Source organism: Chryseobacterium salivictor (genome assembly GCF_004359195.1).
GTDB lineage: Bacteria > Bacteroidota > Bacteroidia > Flavobacteriales > Weeksellaceae > Kaistella > Kaistella salivictor.
In genome coordinates this window covers 1,631,347-1,649,353 of sequence record NZ_CP037954.1, presented here as the reverse complement: position 1 = coordinate 1,649,353, position 18,007 = coordinate 1,631,347, and the positions used below count along the sequence as shown (strand labels likewise).

Below are 18,007 nucleotides of genomic sequence, written 5' to 3'. Positions count from 1 at the left end.
AACTTAGCCTCACCTATGCAAAGTACACCTAAAGCTCATTGCTGTTAATCACCTTTCTGTTTTTAAAGAGTACGATTGCGTAGAGCACCAAACCTAACGGAAAGGCCAAAACAGTCATTGCTTTGCGTGGGGATTCTGCAATGAATTTCCTGTTTCCGGACAGCAGACTGCTGGAAACATAATGAACCGCATCTTTAAACCGCTTGACCGGTGACTTTGACAAGACCATCCCCTGCTTTCTGATAAAAGCGAAACCACGTGGATTGTTATAATACTGGCGAAACATATTATTGGAAGAACCGCCCGGCTGATAATCGACCAACACTAAAATTTCATTTAAAGTGACCAATTCAAAATCCTGATCTGCGAGTTGGTATTTATAGCCTAGCCCTACGTACTTCTCCCCTGGAAATAGGGGGTACGGAGGATACTGTTGCATCACTGCTGTGCGGTACACTAATTTTTTATCACCGGTACCGCCCTGAAGGTAAAAATCTTCCAGTGTGGTGGTTTCGGTGCGAAACGGGGAGCCGATGAGGTTTCCTTTCAGATCAGCATCCAAGCCCACCAGCCCACTGTATTTTTCTTTATGCTCAACCGTTTCCCATTTGCGGAGAATTTTCTCGACAGCATCGGTTGGTAGATAATCATCCGAGTCAATACAGGTGTTCAGTGGAGTAATGATATTTTCATAGGCGGTATTGTGTGCCCCATGCATTCCCTGGTTTTCCTGAGCAATATATTGTATTTCTATTGTATCTTCCTGAATAAAAGCAGCGACAACCTGCCGGGTATCATCTACGGAACCGTCATCTACGATTAACCAGATAAAATCCTGACAGGTCTGGTCTTTCAAACAGGTATAGATCCGCGGCAGAAGATGCGCACGGTTATAAGATGGTGTAAAGATGGTCAGTGCTTTCATGAAAACTGGTCGATTAGATCACTATATTTCTGCTCCAACTGTGAGGCATTGGTTTTTATATCATACCCCACCTTAGTGATGTGGTGCGAAACATCAGTCCGGATGAAAGTAAGATGTCTCTTTATCATCTTTTCAGCCCAGTATTTTGCTGAATCCTGCAGCGAACATACCTCGACAATATCCGGCACCAAGACGGCCTCCCGGGGGATGGCATTAGAAACAGCGCAGAGGATCCCAGACGTTTGCGCCTCAACCAATGCTACGGGTAATCCTTCAAACCGGGAAGGAAATACAAATACATCCATCGCCTGCAAAAGATCAGCAACATCACTGCGCAGACCTAGAAATTCAACTTTTTCGGTGAGATTCAATTGATCGATTTTGGTTTCTATTTCTTTTTTAAGCTCCCCTTCACCCACTAAAAACAATTTACTTTGCGGATTAATTTTTATGATTTCAGAGAAAATATCGATTAAAAAACAGTGGTTCTTTTGAATATTGAAACGGCCGACATGGACTACATTAAAGCTATTTTCTGTATGCAGTTTTAAACGCATCCGTTCCCGCAAAGAGGGGTTGAAGACAAAATCATCCGTATTAACAGCGTTATTCATCTGATAAGCCTTAGTTGCAAGCTTTTTACCGAAGAGCCATTTCGCAGCCTCCTGTCCACAGCTAAAGTAGGTATTGATGTATTTTCGCATGCCGTGTTTCCACAACATCCGGAACAGCGCTTTCTGATCCCAATCCATCTTAGAATTATGCGCATGAGCAATAATCACAGGGATCTTTCTTTTCTTCGCTTCCCGGTAAATAAAGATGCCCAATTCGGAGCATTGACCATGAATGATCTGATAACCGGGATTCTCATCAAAAAACTTACTAACCGCGACTTTATACTGTTTAATCCTAGTAGGATGAAGAGCGGGCAACCGGAAAATCTCACCCCCCATTTTTTTTATTTCCTGTTCGTAAGCACCCTCTTCCTGCCGGTGGACTAAAAAATCAAAATGTACCCGTTCCCTATCCATCTGACGGTAGTAATTCATCAGATTGGTTTCAGCGCCGCCGCGGTTAAGGACGGTGAAAACCTGAAGGACTTTTAGGGGTTTCATTTATTTTTTCTGTTAATGTAACGGTAAATCAGATCTGCCATCAGCGTTACCGCAAAAGCATTTTCAGTCTTTGCAAAGTAATAGAAAATCCTCCAGATGACCGGGATATCATTGATCGCGAAAAACCCAAATGCATTGACGTAGAGTGGATCACTAAGAATTTTTTTAATATTTGCTTTTTTCTCTCCGAAAGATTGACTGCTGTTCATCTCATTGAATGCCAGATTAAGTGTGGTAACGCTGATCCGGTTGCGCAATGCCTCCTCAAAAATTTCAGGTTTATCATGCACCAGGATGAACAAACGAATCCACTCAAATTTATTCTTCCATTTTAGATACAGTTCGGGTTTATAATTTGTGGTGTAGGTGCTTTGCAGTGGCTTTCGATAGTGATATAATGGTTTGTTGATCACCCGCACTTTACGCGCTTTCTCTAATACCTCTATATTAAAAATACCGTCTTCCCATGTTCCAAAATGCTTCAGATCTTTAAAGCGGATTCCTGCGACAGTTTCCTTTTTATACAGCTTCCCCCAACACGTAATTAATGCGTCAAACGAGTTTATATCTTCCATTTCCTCATCAACAAGGCCAATAATCCGTCTCTGGATATAACCTGAATCGAACATCCCTTCCAACCCCAAATCTTTGGTCAACTGTCCGTGCGCGAAATTACGGTAATACGAAAAACAGATCATATCCTCAGAGCAGTCTTTTAAAACTTTCTCAAATGCATCGGTCTCTAACCAGTCGTCAGCATCAACAAAGGCAATATAATCTCCTGTCGCTACATTTAATCCTGCATTTCTTGCCTCAGCAATACCGCTATTTTCCTGAGTAATGATTGTAATCCTGCGGTCCTGATCAGTAAATTGCTCTAAAATAGTAAAAGTTCCGTCCGTAGAGCCATCATTCACACAAATGATTTCTAAATGAGGATAGGTTTGCGCCAAAACACTCCCCAAACATTGCGAAATATATTGGTCCACATTATAGCAGGGAATGATTAATGATATTTTCAGCATTTCTTTTTAGCAATAAGATTATGAAATAAATCCATCCAATTATCTGCAATAATATCAGGAGAAAAAGACTCTGCCCGTTTATGTGCATTTTCCCCCATTCGAGCCAATAAAATAGGGTCATCGATTAGTAATTGCATTTTAGAAGCTAACTTTTGTTCGTCATTGAGTGGAACTAAAAACCCATTGATCCCATTTTCGATAATAAATGAGGGTCCGAAATCACAATTATATGAAATGACCGGTAATTTGTGTACCATCGCTTCCAGTAAAACCAAAGGAAACCCTTCTAACCGAGAACTCAACACAAAAAAGGAAGCTGAAGATAATACCGAAGCTACATCGGAGGTGGCACCCATTAATTTCACAATACCATAAAGGTTTAGAGATGAAATGACCGATTCTAGATTTTTTCTGTCATCACCTTCACCATAAATCTCTAAAATCCATTCAGGATTTGATGAAGAAATCAGTGCGAAAGATCTGATGAGGGACTCAAAATTCTTTTGGTAACTTAACCTTCCTATAGCTACTATTTTTTTTGCAGAACTATTACTTTCAAAACTGTTCTCCTTATTTGCCGGTCGGGAAATTGTTAAAGGATTTGGCATCGAGGCTACATTCTTTCGTCCTCTCCAATTTTTATTTAAATCTTCTGGTGTTAGGCAAACTACAATATCATAGTAAAATCTACAAAGTATGCCAAAATCTATAAAAGAAAGGATTCTCCCAATCATTTTTGCCTTTCCATTCTGCGCCAAACTTTCTCTATAATTGGTTGCAAAATGCAACTCACGGATATAGACAGGATATGAAGTCTTAACCAATCCTTTTCTACAAAAAAACTTTTCAGACTGCCCTACGGCGATTACAATGTCGGGTTGAATCTTATTTAACACTTCCCTAAGTAATTTTTTATGCAGTCCCCTTTTTCGAATTTGAGATAATTTCGCAGATAAACCAGGCTGCCAATCATTATCATAATAATTAATATTCAAATTAATAAAATCAACTTTCTTACTGATAGTATCACAATAGTTTCCGTGATTATCATCAGTCACTACGACAAAGATCTGATTGCCTTCTATTTCTGAAAGCGCATTCGCTTTAATGAGGGTAACTCTTTCGATACCACCTATACCTCTGATACTGTTCAAGCAATATACGATTTTCATAATCTTCTGATAAAACTATTATTTCCCTCGATAACTATTTAATGACATTCATAAAATAGGTAAACATAAAATAAGCGAATAATATCCCGCCAAAAACTTTGTACTGATCCTGCCACATTTTATAGCGGAACATGGGATAGGCAAAAATGACCGGCATGAGGAACCAGGAGAGATAGGCAAAACGATTACTAAATGCGGCCGTAATGACTAGAATCCAGAAAGCGTTCGCAATACAGTAAATCCCAAAAACATGAATATAGAAAGGGTCGGTGATTTTCTTTTTAAAAATAAAATAGGCACCTGCAAACACGGCTGAGCCACTATAGACCAGAAAATCCCAACGAAAACCGGTCTGGGAAAACTGATTCATACTTTCGTCAGAATTGGTCAAATAACCCGCGGTTCGGTCTTCAAACCCTAAACCTGCCATTAAAGTTGACCAGGAACTACCTCCCACCAACGACAAAGGAATCGCTAACAGCCAAATATAAATGTAAATTTTAGGATTTTTATAGAATCCAGAAACAACAAATGCTGCGATAGGAATAACGAGGGAAGCATGCATGAAATAGCCTAAAACAAACCAAAAGTACATCCAGTATTTCTTACCGTAACAATACAGACCCATGATAAAAAATGAAGTTGCCAAGCCATTTCGTAATCCATTGGTCCCATAGGTCCAGAAAGAATAGGAGCAGATAAACATAAACATGGCGAAAAACCAGTAGCGGCCGAAATATTTCTGTGAAAATAAAAAACAGGGTATTATATATAGAATATCGACCAGTAAGAAAAAGCTGTGAACATCCATAAAACCACTGCAAAACCTCATTAAGTAGTTAAACAGATAGTCGCTTTTTATTTTAACGTCAACTCCCTGCTGCAACAAATCATAACCTCTTGAGTAGTTAATGGTATCCCCAAAATAACCGGTATTAACTTGCCGCAACCCCATATAGAAAATCAAAGTAACCACCACTATATAGCCAAAAGAATAAAAAAAGTTGATGCTCTGTTCATCTTTGACATCAAAAATTATTGCATGAAAAGTAATCAGTAATGCAATGACGAGCAATACGTGATAGTGAATAGCGGTATAAGATGCTGCGGGGATCCAGTCGAACAAGGGGTCAGGTGTTAGGTGTTAGATATTAGGTGATGGATGTTGGCTGATGGGTGACAGATGTTGGATGTTAGATGTTTTATTGATTAATGAAGTAAATAGATCTTTCCATTGGTGCATTACTTTTTCAATACTGAAGCGCTGTACATTTTGTCGTCCTTTTTGTCCCATTTCATGGCGGAGGTCTTCATTTTGCATCAGTTCTGTAAGTTTCTCTACAAAAATATCTAAATTTTTATAAGGGACAAGAAAAGAATCTTCGTTATCGGTTAAAATATGTTTTGGACCGGTGGGACTGTCGTAAGAAATTACAGGCATCCCAACAGATAACGCCTCTAATAAAACCATGGGGAAACATTCCGTTTCAGAAGTCAGGGCGTAGATGCTGTAATGTTGCATTTCCGTTTTCAGATCGGGGGAAACGCCCATGAATTTGATATGGTTTTGCAGACCGTAAGCATTGATTTTCTGTTCTAATTTCCCTTGAGTACCGACATAGTCTTCACCAAAAAAATGCAGTTCCCAGTCGGGGAAATCTTTGATCACTTTGGCGAATGCTTCTATCAGATCACCGAAATTTTTGACGGGTGAAATCCGACCGGCAGCCATTATTTTTTTGGAAGAGACCTCTGCCCTTTTTTCTGAAATTTCAGCGGGGTTGGGAATGACTGTAATCTGATTGTTTTGATAAAACTCCTTTTCAGACTCGTTGAGAACAACCAACTGATGGTACTTTTTCTCTAAAGTCGCTGACAGTATATTCAACAGTTTGTCTTTTGCTGAGTAGGAATTTTCACTGTAAAAATGCCGTGAGGAATGAAACTCTTTGATTTTCGGAATCTGTTTTTCCAGAAAGGGCATAAAATAAAAATCAGGTCCAAAACTGCAGCTGATTATGACGTCTGGCTGAATATCCTTTAAAACTTTCTTTAAGCTGGCGAAATGGTGCGGAATTTTTTTCAGATTATGAGGATGGAAATAACTTTTTACAATCTCATAATCCACTCCTAAATCGATCAACTTTATCTTATCGCTGAAAGCGTACACCGGTTTCTGGTTCTGTTGCCGGTAGGTTACAATGGTTACCTCATCACCCAACTGATCTGTAAGATAGTTGGCTTTCTGGGATAGAACCTTTTCTACCCCACCGTGGAGAAAAGTTTGATCGGTAAGGTAAAGAACTTTCATTAAAACTATTTTTTAATTAATCTCAAAAACCCAATAACAGCATTAATATTATGCACCCCAAACATTTTCATCAATGCCCTTTTAATATTTGGAAGCATCTTTTGATTTGTCGGAATCCAACTCATTGCAAAATGATGTATTGCGTAGGTATTGTTTGTTTTCTTAATAACACCGGTACCCATATTTTTAGGACTGAAAAAATCTTCTTCGAAAAGATAAAAGTGTGATTGGTAATTTCGGTCCATATTCTCACCAATTTCTTTTTTGTCGGCTACTATAATCTGTCTTTTTCTTTCAATAATGCTGTTCATGACCTGAGGTAAAGTAACCATGGCGTAACTGCCATCCCCATTGACAAAGGGCTTATCAAAGTAAGTGAGAATATCTTTCAGCCAATCAGCACTCTTTTCAGCGCCCAGGACTGCAGCCTCAATCCAGTTGCCACCTTCAGTCCCGGCAAAATAAGGCAGATGGAGTAAATCATCAAAGCTCTTGATTACCTCAACGTCGGTATCCAAATAAATACCACCGTACTCATACAATGCATAAATTCTGATATAATCTGCTGCGAAGGCATATTTTTTTGCTTCAAATGATTGCTGTACCCATAGATTTTCGCCTATCTGATCCCTGCTTAAATCCCATAGCATGAACTCATACTCCGGCAATTTGAGTTGCCATGATGCTATGAATGCTGCGATATCTTTGGGAAATGGATCATTGCTGAGCCAACAATAATGGATGATTTTTGGTATCATATTATATTTTCTAAAAACTTACGAATTCTCGGACTGGCTTGTCCGTCCCCGTATGGGTTATGCGTTTGCTTCATTTTATTATATTCCACTTCATTGTTTAACAATTTCTCAGATGCAGCAACAATCTTCTGGCTGTCTGTTCCCACGAGAATAACGGTGCCCGCATCAACTGCTTCGGGTCTTTCTGTTGTATTTCTCATAACTAAAACCGGCTTTCCTAACGATGGCGCTTCTTCCTGTACCCCACCTGAATCGGTGATAATAAAATAAGAATTACTCATCATCCATACAAAAGTCGGATAATCTAATGGATCAATCAAGTGTATATTACTTATACCTGAAAGAAGTTTCAGAATAGGCATCTGCACATTAGGATTTAGATGTACGGGATATACAATTTCAACCTCACTGTTTTCAGCAATTTTGATTAAGGCATTACAAATATTGAGAAAACCATCGCCAAAGTTTTCGCGCCGGTGACCTGTCACTAAAATAATCTTTTTTGTAAAATCAAGTTTTTGTTTTAACTCTTTTATTCGGAGATTTCCAAAATTATGATCCAATTTATTTTTAGTCCAAAGTAAGGAATCAATTACCGTATTGCCGGTTATTAGAATATTATGTGGGTTTATTTTTTCTGCCAATAGATTTTGTGAAGAAATTGAGGTTGGCGCAAAATGAAAATCTGCAATTCTTCCCGTAATTTGTCTGTTTACTTCTTCTGGAAATGGGCTGCATTTATCAAAAGTACGAAGACCGGCTTCTATATGTCCTACTTTTATATTTCTGTGAAAAGCAGCCCAAGCGCAAACAGCGGAGGTTGTAGTATCACCATGTACTAAAACCAAATCAGGATTATAGTCCTGCAAAACGCTGTCGATTTTCATAAATATTCGTCCACACAATTCATTTAAACTTTGGTTCTCCTTCATGATGTCCAAATCATAATCCGGAACAATTTCGAAAAAATCCAGAACTTGATCCAGCATTTGACGGTGTTGCGCGGTAACCGCCACCTTTATTTCAAACTGGTTGGAAGTTTTAAGTTCGTGAACCAATGACGCCATTTTAATCGCTTCTGGGCGCGTTCCGAAACAAAGGAGGATTTTTTTCATAGTGAAGCAAATTTATTGATATTTAAATCATTTCGTGACATAATAAGACGTTTTATAAATGTTATAACTATAAATAATGCGTCTTTAAATTCCTTTTAATCGCTGGTAAAGCAGCAGAGTTTTAGCGAGTCTTAATGGACGTGATCCAATGCATGCAGCGATGCCCATTTTTTAATTTCCCGTATCTGATTATAAGATTATTCAATTTAATACTTATGCTTTCCTAAACTGCCACCACCTGCGCACAGACACAAGCACTCCTACAGGGAAAGCCAGCACGGTCATTAGTTTATCATTCGATTCTGCAAGATAGAAAATATTTTTACCGAGTAAGGTGTAACAGATCATGAGGTAAGCGCTGGTGAATCTTTCTTTAAAAGTTTTTTTATATTTCAGTTGGTGGTTGAAAGACATGGCGTAGCCCATTGGGTTTTTTTTGAGAAGACTGAAAGCATTCACGGTAAGTCCGTCTTCCAAATATTCTGAAATTACGCCCACTTTGTTGTACCAGCGAACTTTGTAGCCGTGCAAATCCATTTCATATAAGACGATTTCTTCGGGAGAGAAAAGCTCCCCCTCCCATACGCGGAAGGGAAATTGCCTAAGAATTTCTATTTTATAGAGTTCATTACAATCGAAATTCAGACCGTATTTGTTTCTTTCGAGATGAGGAGCATCTATAAAATCTTGGTCGCCGAACCTTGGCGATCCTAAAGGTTGGTGTGGGTTGTTGCCTCTCATAATACCTAAACCTACTAATTCAGGTTTTCGGACAAAATCTTGCAATTCACTTAAGAAAAATGGTATAACGTCATCTGTTAAATAATCATCGCTGTCAATAATGAATAAATAAGGGGTATTTGCCAATTCAACAGCTTTGTTTATCGCGCGCGGTTTACCACCGTTTTCCGTTTTGAAATAGCGAATTGGGAACGGTCCATCAGCGACCCACCCTGCTACTAATTGGGCAGTCTCGTCGGTAGAACCATCGTCGATAACCAACCATTCAAAATCATTAGTTTGCTGTCGCAATAAAGAATGATAGAGATTGGGTAGAATATAAGCCCTATTATAAGTTGTAGTGAAGACGGTAATCTGCATGATTAAAATATTTGTTCAATGATTTGATTTTGATACTTAATTTTACAATCATTCTGATTTACTCCTAAACCGTCGTTCTGGTACTCGTCATATTCTAAACTAATATGACCAATATCCAAAATCCGATACCCATGTTTACTGACATCTGCTGCTAGCACAGTTGCTGTCGGGCCTAAAGAAACTAAAATCAAGTCATAGTTTTTTGCCACTTTCAAGGTTGTTTCTAAAATCCAAGCGTACACAATCCATGCATCACTTGATTTGGTAATAATTCGGTTAACAGAAGCTGTATTATCAAAAAGATTATTTTGAACTCCCATTCTGGAGGCAGCACCCTCTACAACAAGAACCTTTTTATTTCTCCAAAGTGCTTGAATCTGCTGAAACCATAATAGGCTCTGCTCCTTTTCCTCATAATCGATATAACATCTTGTCAAGCTTGCATTAATAAATTTTTTCCGCAATCCACAATATCGAAACCAATGCATACGACCAGAACTAAGGTTCATTTCCCAAAAATCTTTTGCTGTCTTATTGTATCCGGCAGTCGTATTGATCGCCAAGGGCACACCAATTTTTAAAGCAGATTGTTCATCGTAAGATCTCAAAATTTCTTTTAACCTTCCTGCTAATTCACTATTATACGGCTGAAAGTGAATATCACCGCCCATCATAATATTTAATTCACCATCGCCATATCGAGCCATTGAAAAATTATTTTGACATAAAAGTTCGATTGATGCACCGGTATCGGAAATATTTAACTTGAACACATTAAGCGCTTTGTTAAATTGGTGAACTACAATAGTGGACCATTTCATATTATTAATGATTTTGTTAATTCTAAATTATTTTTCGCATTCACTACCACAATCTTGCTTTTTCTTAATTTTTTTTATATTCTCCACCCCATTTTTCCATGAAGTATTTCTGCAATGACTTGTTTTGGTGCAAAATTAGATACTGGTTGCCTTACCAGTTCTTCATTACCTAATTTAAATGAAATAATAGTATTTAGAATGTTCTCCTTTGTGTTTTCGCAAAAATGGTATCTATTAAATTTGATAAAATATTCTTTGATCATTTTTTTTTCCCTTTCCGTGCCGTCTAAGATAAATAAAATTGGTTTGGTCGTGGCAGAATAGTGATAGATTTTACCAGGGATTTGACCACCTTTCAGATTACAAAGATGGACCAACACCTCCACCTGATTTTGCAGAAGGTTTAATCTATCTAAAGTTACCCGCCCGTTTACAGTAACATTTTCTGTCGAAGGTAGCGTTAAGTCGGAATCACCATAGATATATGCTTCGGTTTCACTGTCCACCACTGCATCATAAAATGGGTTTAGATTTCTAGTTTTAGAATAATAGTCACCAAAATAGCCAAATTTAAGATTACCAACATTCTCTCTTCGCGTTCCTTCGCTAAGGTGTAAGAAAGGCAGTGGAATATGCTTCATTTTAGAAGCACAGTTCGGGAAATGTTGTTTTTGATATTCCAGCGTGAGTGGACTTACATAAAATATCTCTTCCGCTGCTCGCAATAAGCGATGTTCTTCATTCCTTATCTTTTCATTATGACCTCCATAAAGATCAAAAAACCAAGGATCTTCCCAAATTTGAATCCAACGAGTTTTTGAAATATGTTTCTTAGAAAATAAATCTAAAACCAGCTTATGACTTGAAGCAGGACTTGAATTAGAAATAATTAAATCATAAGGTGAGGTTTCTTTAAAATGTTTGGCATTTCGTAACCAGATGCGGTCTAAATTATAGATGTAAGAAGTGTTAAAAAGAAAATCATACGTTGTCTTTATAATATTTCTTATAGCTATTTTAAAACTGTGATTCGGAGTATCTTCTCCAGATGTAAACTCACTGGCTACGTCAACCTTTTTATCATTGGTACGCGTTTTATCTATTTTATTTTTAAATGCTGATTTTACTCTGTCAATCAATGATACAGAGTTGTATATATGATATTTGGCATCCGTCCATATTGGAAGCGCATCATCTTCTTCGCCCCAACTTGAACTTGACATCAAAATTTCCACTTGACATCCATTTTCCAATAACCCCTGAACATAAGCATTATGGCTGATGTTTGCTGAAGTATTCCTTCTTAAATTAGTTCCAACGACATATAAAACTCTCATATTTTCATTTTAACTGATCATCTGTTTGCGCAAATCTATATACAAAATTAGTATTAGATTGGAGTAAATAATGATTCTATTTCTATAATTTTCTTTTTTGTTACTGTTACATAAACATCACCTTCACCCGCAAAAAAAAGAAGTTCATCCCGCACTTTAACCACCGAAGAAATGTAGCGGCAACCCGGCACTCGTCCTCTCGCTCCCGCTCCAGTAAAGATGGGTTTGGAAGTGATCTGCACTGGTAATACTGTAGCTTTGTCAATAAGCACTGCCCAATGCACATACCATCGACCGGTAATTTTCTTTTTAAACTGGTGGATGATGACGAGCCAATGCTTTTCATCAAAATCAATTGGGTTAGTACTGAAAGACACCATGGTTCCGAAGCCACCGGGATCAGTGATCTTTCCGGAAAGTTGCTGATGGATTCGGGTTTTAAAATTAAAATTTTCTTCGTCCTGTAAAGCCAAGACCCTGTAAGGATTGACTGAATACCACAACAGCAACTGCTCCTCTTTTTCAGCGTACACCCAGTTTTTTTCAAACTCTTGACGCTCAAAATCAATTTTGGGCAACGCACAAAATTTGAGGGTTTGATCGCGATCGTCTAATTCTGATAAAGCCGAGGAAGTTGATTTTATTGAAAGATATCCTTGCACTCTTTGTTTTGTGATGATGGTATGGTTAATCATTTTATGGTCTCCCCACTTGAATAATCTTAAATCTTCAATGGCATATTCCTCTTCTTGAGGGAAACCGACCATCTTAGGTATCGTCCAGGATTTAATTGTTTGCAAAGAAGAGGTATCTACTAAAAAAGCAACAGGGCTGCCTTTTAAATACAACTCCCGTTTTTTACCCACTGCTTTAAAAAATGGAAGCACTTGAGATTTTGCTAAAAGTAGAACATGGCAGTCATCAACGAGGAGCGCACCCGGATTGAAAACGCCACCTTCAAAAGACAAGGTACCTGGTTTTGCGACTACTTTGGAATTCATCCTATTTTTTAAATAAGCAGGAGAGCGAGTAAGTGTACCCACAATAAAAGGCAAATACTTATGCAGCGTATCATAAAGCCACAATATCCTACTTTTAAGATGTGGAGTTTTATTTATAGTTCTACGAAATGCAGATGCGCTTCGTTTTTTCATTTTTGTACATTTAACCGTTTCGACTTTTTATCCATATATTTCCGTAGCGACGCGTAGCCGTTGGGCGACCATAAAAAAAGCTTATACCACACCAAATCCTTCCACCTCCACTTTTTGAGCTCAGTCCAATAATTGTAACTCTTTATTTTTTCTAATATAATATTTCGGTGGAACTTATCCGGATCAACCTCATTATGTTGTCTTAATTGAATATAATTATCGATTAATACAAAGCAATAAGCCTTTCTGACATCCTGAACAAGATTTGGAAATTTCATTTTTAAATAATCAATTTTTTCTTCGTAAGCATCTAAACTGTCTAGACGCTTAATTGAGTATCTGCTCCCCATGATGCTATCGTCTCGCAGACGATAAAAGTATAATTCTTCGTTTATTTTCACTGTTTTTATGGCCTCACCATATATTCTATACGTCCAGAATACATCTTCACTTATGCGGTTCACAGGAAAAAGCTTACCACGAACTAATGCAATCTTGTAGAGCTTATTCCATACCATAACGTGCAACGGCCCTTTGAATAGTGCTTCCATCATTTTTTCACTTTCAAATACCTTTATGGAACTTTCTGCCTTATCGGGAAAGTACTTGATTTCCTCCTCGTTAGCAAATTTCTTAAATTCACATTCTGCGATATCCGCATTGTGCGTGGTGAGTGCTTGAAAAAGTTTCTGAAAAAAGTGCGGTGAAAGCAAATCATCACTGTCCACAAAAGAAATAAAATCACCGGTGGCAATATTAAACCCTGCATTTCTTGCGTCAGATAAGCCACCGTTTTGTTTGTGGATTACTGTTATCCGGGAATCTTTTTCAGAGTATGCTTCGCAAATCTGAGGACAGGAATCTGTTGAGCCATCATTAACTAAAATGATCTCCAGATTTGGGTAGGTTTGGGTGACGACACTGTCTAAACATTGCGGTAGATATTGCTCTACATTGTAGATTGGAATGATGATGCTTATTTTGTGCATTTAAAAAGAATGATCGGTGATAATACTCTCTTAACCTGAATTATAGTATTCTAACTTTAAAAAGTCAATCATATATATATATGAAACTTATTCTATTTCATAATATACATGTGGTGTAAATGGTGCAAGATGACTTTTATCGGTAATATTATTAAGTTTATATTTTATATTTCTTTCCCTGAACTTCAGATAATATTGTTGAAAACCAGATTTATTTGAGAGGTCTAAAATAATCGTTTTTTTACCAACAGAATTAACGAATTGATTCATTATTTTTTTGTTGTTCTGCAGTTCATTGAAATTTAAGTATCCCGGTATTAAAATATTCAACATAAATATAAATAAAGATAGTTGAGATAATAATTTAGGTAATTTCTTTTTAGAAAGAAGGCCAAAAATAATTATTGTTATTGGTAATAACCAAATCTGTGCAGATAATCTTGCCCACCAACTGGCGGGATTAACAATGATCGTGGAAACAATACATGCAAGAACAATGATTAAGATTTTTTTATAAAATTTCTCTTCCTTTATAAAAAGTATACATAGGAACATCAATAATGTAAGTACTATAATGCCACTAAAAAGAAATCCAAATCCTCCTAATCTCGTATCATAGCTAATGTATAAGTTCGCTTTATTTACCTCAAAGGGCATTTTTAATCCCTCATAAAGGATTGCTTTTGTGCCATTACTCGACTCCGAAAATAAGGACACCAATATTCTTTCCACTCGATTTTTATTTAACAATACTTCCGGAATATTCTGGTTGAGGATATCACTTTTTTTAGCGCCCGCAAAGGGATGTAAAATGTGATATCCATGTTGCACGTTTGTTAAAAACGGATGAACATTGCAGATACCAGAAAGTAGGAGGACTGTTAAAAAGGGCATTATCATTTTTTTCTTATGAAAAAACAGATGATAAGAGAAGGCGAAAACTGCAATGACGATAAAAACCGGAATGGAGGTTAATTTTAACGAACAAAAAATCACAGAACTAAGGATGAAAATAATCAATCCTAACCGTTCTCGGTTTGAAAAATAAGTCAATAGTGATGATAAAGAAATAACCAGAGTCAGGTACCAGTTGGCATCGAGGTAGTTCGTAAAAACCTGCGTAAATACGACGGGGTTAAAAACTACGATAAACGTAATGATCCATTTGTAAATATGTTTTATTTGCAAGGTCGATAAAAAAATAAAAAAGGTGACCAATGCGATATAGATAAACAGGACATTAATCATCTTGCCGGCTTCAATTTTATCTGTTAACAAGTAGATATTGGATTGAATAATTTCATTGCCCTTTTGGTAATAATTAATCCAGGATCTGAAAGCCTTGGTCTCTCCATAAACAGGATTCCAGCCGTTTTTCAACAAATAAATGGTTTCCTGATGGTATCCTTGACCATCATAAGAAAGATCAAAATAGGTAATTGCTAAATAGTAACTCACCACCGACACGAGGAGTGCCGCAACGATCGAAACAATAATATCAGTGCTTTTTTTAACCATATAGATCATAATAAAGACACTTATCAGCACGCTACCGACAACGTTAAAAACAGTGATATCAAAATTGCAAAGAAAGGATATATTTGAAATAATTAATATCAATGACAGGGAACAAAGTAGAAAGAAAGAGGAGTGAAATAATATATTTTTTAACATCAGTATTGATTGGTTTTTTTTGCCAGAATTAGTAGTTGATTCAAAAAAGACTATGTCATTTGTTCGTATTTGCTTCCGAAAATCAGTTCTATATTGTGGTTAATTGACAAATAATTTAAATAAACCTAGCTTTCGTAATACTTTAAAAATGATTGATTTATTATAAGCAGCAATCTCCTTTTCCAGTGAAACCTCTCTCCTACTTTGTAAGGCCTTTTCAATAAAAAGATCTTCTATGTTAAGGTTTCTTCTTTTTGCGGCATCCATAATTGTAACCCAATACCAAAAATACGCTTTATCCTGATTCCGATTGGTAGAAATACCATTAGGGTGAATGCGGTATTTGTACATGGCCTTGTCTTTCAAAAAAGCTGGGCCGGTTTCGTATAGTTTTAAAACCAAATCTTTATCTATCGCTCTCTGCAGGTAACTGTTGATGCCTTCAGTTTTATGGTAGAAATCATTTTTGTAGGAAAGGAAAGCGAATAAATAGCCGTCTAGATCAAAAAAGTCAGACACACCGTTTTCTACTTGTTGAGATTTTCTTTCGCTTTGTATATTCAAATACTCATCACACCAAAACGGTTTGGAATAAATCATAGAAGCCTCAGGATGTTTTGCATGTTCGTCAACCATCACCGAAAGTGCGTCTGGGGTAATTACATCATCAGGATCCAGAAAAGCGCATATTTCACCTGTTGCCAGTTCGGCACATTTTCTTTTGGTAAAGCCACATCCTTTGTTTTCAGAGTTGATCTCAATCTTAAAACGGGCATCATTGCCAATAATTTCTTTCATCACTGCTACGGAATCATCGGTCGAACCGTCATCAACAATAATGACTTCCCAATGATCATAGATTTGTGCCATAATACTTTTGTAACAGTCTTGGAAATATTTTCCATTGTTATATTGGGCGATGAGGATGGAGAAGAGTGGATTGGTCATTTAAATTTATAATTACATTAAGGGAGTATTTTAATGCAATTCAAATACTCCGTACATTATTATTTTACTATTGATATTTTATCCGTAGCCAAATTATATAAATAATATGATTTTGATTTAGCTTCATCCGTAGAATAAAAATAGTGAATTTTGAGATCTTTGTTTAAATTTAATTTTCTTACATAATACCTGTGCTCCCACGTTGCGAAAAACATCGGCTCCTGAAGGATAAAATGTGGATCTAAAAAAAAGGCATTACGGTCTTTCTTACGTTGTTCACTAAAATTAGTTTTTAAATCTGTATTTTTCTGGTCGAAAATTACATAAAGTATTTTGATATCATTATCAGTAGATATTTTATGAGCACTTATTTTTCGAAATATTTCATTATTAATTTTAAAACTATAAAGCCAGGCATTTTTCACACTGATGGCACTTACTGAGAAAATCAATATAACAACGAAAATTAAATAATGATTTCGTGTTTTAAACAAAAAATAACTTAAAGATAAAACACCATAGAGCCTAAGCGCTCCCATTGTTCTGTTATTATAGCCAAAAAGATCAGGAAAATAACCGGAGCCAAAGTAAATTAAGGTTGCACAGGCAACTCCTAATATTATAAAGAAATTAAATTTGATATTCAGATTGTTAGAGAATTCGACAACTATATTTTTACTTCTTATATAGTAAAATGTAAAAAGGTTAAACAAACTTAGAAGCAAATAATCATACAAAGTGAAATATCTTATTGCGCGAATGGATCTGCATAGTGAAAGCAAAAGATCATAGGTCAAAGCCTTTATAAAATCAAAAATCACCATAATGTTTCTTTTAATTTGAAACAATTGCGCAACATCGCTTCTGTGGAAATAATTGGTGAATATTTGTGGTTCTATTAGTTGCCTGTATATAAAAATGGAAGTAATTACACTCAATAAATAAATAATTTTATTTCTTTTTAATAACAGCAGGCTTAAAAAAATCAAAGGTGCAAAAACCTCATACGAAAGAACCGACAAAATGAAAAATAGTATGCTAAAAAACAATGTTCTAGTGGTCTGCTTTTTTTCTATTAAAACAATAAGACTGATACAATAAAAAATGGTAGCAAGACTAGAATTCAGCATCAATGGGGAATATAGAAGTGAAGTGCCAATAGGAATAAGACAATAGATTGCAGTAGTTATAATTGAGAAAAAAATATTGTTCGTAAGGCACTTTGATAATTTAAAAACAAAATAGATAGCGACAATAAAAAAGATATAGCCTAAATAATAAAGTTTCTCATAAAAACCTGTCCAATAAGAAATAACCGCAGTAAAAAGACCCGAAATAGGCCGCGATGACATCGTTTCCGTATTTAGGTATCTGTATAAATAATCTGGAAAATATTTTATTTGATGGTACAAAAAAGCCCCATACACTCTTGCCAAATCATCAGTCAATAGAACATTATTAATTACAAATGGCAACAATAAAGCAATAATAAAAGCGAAAATTGTTAATAAATACAATTTATCAAGAGGCTTCAGCTGGGACATGATCATAATATTAAATAA

General features: G+C 36.4%; 16 protein-coding genes. All 16 read right to left on the bottom strand.

Annotated elements, in window-relative coordinates:
* Window positions 1-28: 28 nt before the first annotated feature.
* Window positions 29-925 (bottom strand): glycosyltransferase family 2 protein, encoded by an 897-nt coding sequence (locus NBC122_RS07645; protein ID WP_133439809.1) that lies wholly within the window; start codon window positions 923-925, stop codon window positions 29-31.
* Window positions 922-2,040, bottom strand: a complete 1,119-nt coding sequence (locus tag NBC122_RS07640) for a glycosyltransferase family 1 protein (RefSeq protein ID WP_133439808.1) — start codon at window positions 2,038-2,040, stop codon at window positions 922-924. Before NBC122_RS07640 ends, NBC122_RS07645 begins: the two co-directional genes overlap by 4 nt.
* Window positions 2,037-3,065: a glycosyltransferase family 2 protein gene (locus NBC122_RS07635; protein ID WP_133439807.1), complete on the bottom strand. Its 1,029-nt coding sequence runs from the start codon at window positions 3,063-3,065 to the stop codon at window positions 2,037-2,039. The genes NBC122_RS07640 and NBC122_RS07635 overlap by 4 nt, the downstream gene beginning before the upstream one ends.
* Window positions 3,059-4,237 carry a glycosyltransferase family 4 protein gene (locus NBC122_RS07630; protein ID WP_133439806.1) on the bottom strand — a complete coding sequence of 393 codons (1,179 nt, stop codon included), beginning with the start codon at window positions 4,235-4,237 and terminating at the stop codon, window positions 3,059-3,061. The genes NBC122_RS07635 and NBC122_RS07630 overlap by 7 nt, the downstream gene beginning before the upstream one ends.
* A 34-nt stretch (window positions 4,238-4,271) precedes the next feature.
* On the bottom strand, window positions 4,272-5,363 hold the full coding sequence (locus NBC122_RS07625) for an EpsG family protein (RefSeq protein ID WP_133439805.1): 1,092 nt from the start codon (window positions 5,361-5,363) through the stop codon (window positions 4,272-4,274).
* A gap of 18 nt (window positions 5,364-5,381) precedes the next feature.
* Window positions 5,382-6,548, bottom strand: coding sequence for a glycosyltransferase family 4 protein (locus tag NBC122_RS07620; protein WP_133439804.1), 1,167 nt, complete (start codon window positions 6,546-6,548; stop codon window positions 5,382-5,384).
* A gap of 5 nt (window positions 6,549-6,553) precedes the next feature.
* On the bottom strand, window positions 6,554-7,306 hold the full coding sequence (locus NBC122_RS07615; protein WP_133439803.1) for a glycosyltransferase family 32 protein: 753 nt from the start codon (window positions 7,304-7,306) through the stop codon (window positions 6,554-6,556).
* Window positions 7,303-8,421, bottom strand: a complete 1,119-nt coding sequence (wecB, locus tag NBC122_RS07610) for a non-hydrolyzing UDP-N-acetylglucosamine 2-epimerase (protein ID WP_133439802.1) — start codon at window positions 8,419-8,421, stop codon at window positions 7,303-7,305. Before wecB ends, NBC122_RS07615 begins: the two co-directional genes overlap by 4 nt.
* Window positions 8,422-8,634: 213 nt before the next feature.
* Window positions 8,635-9,522, bottom strand: coding sequence for a glycosyltransferase family 2 protein (locus tag NBC122_RS07605; protein WP_133439801.1), 888 nt, complete (start codon window positions 9,520-9,522; stop codon window positions 8,635-8,637).
* Between the two features lie 2 nt (window positions 9,523-9,524).
* On the bottom strand, window positions 9,525-10,343 hold the full coding sequence (locus NBC122_RS07600; protein ID WP_133439800.1) for a GT-D fold domain-containing glycosyltransferase: 819 nt from the start codon (window positions 10,341-10,343) through the stop codon (window positions 9,525-9,527).
* Window positions 10,344-10,417: 74 nt separating this feature from the next.
* Entirely contained in the window at window positions 10,418-11,680 is a 1,263-nt protein-coding gene (locus NBC122_RS07595; protein WP_133439799.1) for a glycosyltransferase family protein, read from the bottom strand.
* A gap of 53 nt (window positions 11,681-11,733) precedes the next feature.
* Window positions 11,734-12,834, bottom strand: coding sequence for a hypothetical protein (locus NBC122_RS07590; RefSeq protein ID WP_133439798.1), 1,101 nt, complete (start codon window positions 12,832-12,834; stop codon window positions 11,734-11,736).
* Window positions 12,831-13,823, bottom strand: a complete 993-nt coding sequence (locus NBC122_RS07585; RefSeq protein WP_133439797.1) for a glycosyltransferase family 2 protein — start codon at window positions 13,821-13,823, stop codon at window positions 12,831-12,833. Before NBC122_RS07585 ends, NBC122_RS07590 begins: the two co-directional genes overlap by 4 nt.
* An 87-nt stretch (window positions 13,824-13,910) precedes the next feature.
* Window positions 13,911-15,341: a hypothetical protein gene (locus tag NBC122_RS07580; protein WP_133439796.1), complete on the bottom strand. Its 1,431-nt coding sequence runs from the start codon at window positions 15,339-15,341 to the stop codon at window positions 13,911-13,913.
* 255 nt (window positions 15,342-15,596) lie between these two features.
* Window positions 15,597-16,445, bottom strand: a complete 849-nt coding sequence (locus NBC122_RS07575; protein ID WP_133439795.1) for a glycosyltransferase — start codon at window positions 16,443-16,445, stop codon at window positions 15,597-15,599.
* A 59-nt stretch (window positions 16,446-16,504) separates the two neighbouring features.
* The gene (locus tag NBC122_RS07570; RefSeq protein WP_133439794.1) at window positions 16,505-17,989 is read right to left on the bottom strand and encodes a hypothetical protein; all 1,485 of its coding nucleotides are present in this window, start codon (window positions 17,987-17,989) and stop codon (window positions 16,505-16,507) included.
* Between the last annotated feature and the right edge of the window lie 18 nt (window positions 17,990-18,007).

What these genes read in the sequence shown, in the direction of transcription:
- NBC122_RS07645 (WP_133439809.1), bottom strand. Translation starts at nt 925, where the DNA reads ATGAAAGCACTGACCATCTTTACACCATCTTATAACCGTGCGCATCTT.
- NBC122_RS07640 (WP_133439808.1), bottom strand. Translation starts at nt 2,040, where the DNA reads ATGAAACCCCTAAAAGTCCTTCAGGTTTTCACCGTCCTTAACCGCGGC.
- NBC122_RS07635 (WP_133439807.1), bottom strand. Translation starts at nt 3,065, where the DNA reads ATGCTGAAAATATCATTAATCATTCCCTGCTATAATGTGGACCAATAT.
- NBC122_RS07630 (WP_133439806.1), bottom strand. Translation starts at nt 4,237, where the DNA reads ATGAAAATCGTATATTGCTTGAACAGTATCAGAGGTATAGGTGGTATC.
- NBC122_RS07620 (WP_133439804.1), bottom strand. Translation starts at nt 6,548, where the DNA reads ATGAAAGTTCTTTACCTTACCGATCAAACTTTTCTCCACGGTGGGGTA.
- NBC122_RS07615 (WP_133439803.1), bottom strand. Translation starts at nt 7,306, where the DNA reads ATGATACCAAAAATCATCCATTATTGTTGGCTCAGCAATGATCCATTT.
- wecB (WP_133439802.1), bottom strand. Translation starts at nt 8,421, where the DNA reads ATGAAAAAAATCCTCCTTTGTTTCGGAACGCGCCCAGAAGCGATTAAA.
- NBC122_RS07605 (WP_133439801.1), bottom strand. Translation starts at nt 9,522, where the DNA reads ATGCAGATTACCGTCTTCACTACAACTTATAATAGGGCTTATATTCTA.
- NBC122_RS07600 (WP_133439800.1), bottom strand. Translation starts at nt 10,343, where the DNA reads ATGAAATGGTCCACTATTGTAGTTCACCAATTTAACAAAGCGCTTAAT.
- NBC122_RS07595 (WP_133439799.1), bottom strand. Translation starts at nt 11,680, where the DNA reads ATGAGAGTTTTATATGTCGTTGGAACTAATTTAAGAAGGAATACTTCA.
- NBC122_RS07590 (WP_133439798.1), bottom strand. Translation starts at nt 12,834, where the DNA reads ATGAAAAAACGAAGCGCATCTGCATTTCGTAGAACTATAAATAAAACT.
- NBC122_RS07585 (WP_133439797.1), bottom strand. Translation starts at nt 13,823, where the DNA reads ATGCACAAAATAAGCATCATCATTCCAATCTACAATGTAGAGCAATAT.
- NBC122_RS07580 (WP_133439796.1), bottom strand. Translation starts at nt 15,341, where the DNA reads ATGGTTAAAAAAAGCACTGATATTATTGTTTCGATCGTTGCGGCACTC.
- NBC122_RS07575 (WP_133439795.1), bottom strand. Translation starts at nt 16,445, where the DNA reads ATGACCAATCCACTCTTCTCCATCCTCATCGCCCAATATAACAATGGA.
- NBC122_RS07570 (WP_133439794.1), bottom strand. Translation starts at nt 17,989, where the DNA reads ATGTCCCAGCTGAAGCCTCTTGATAAATTGTATTTATTAACAATTTTC.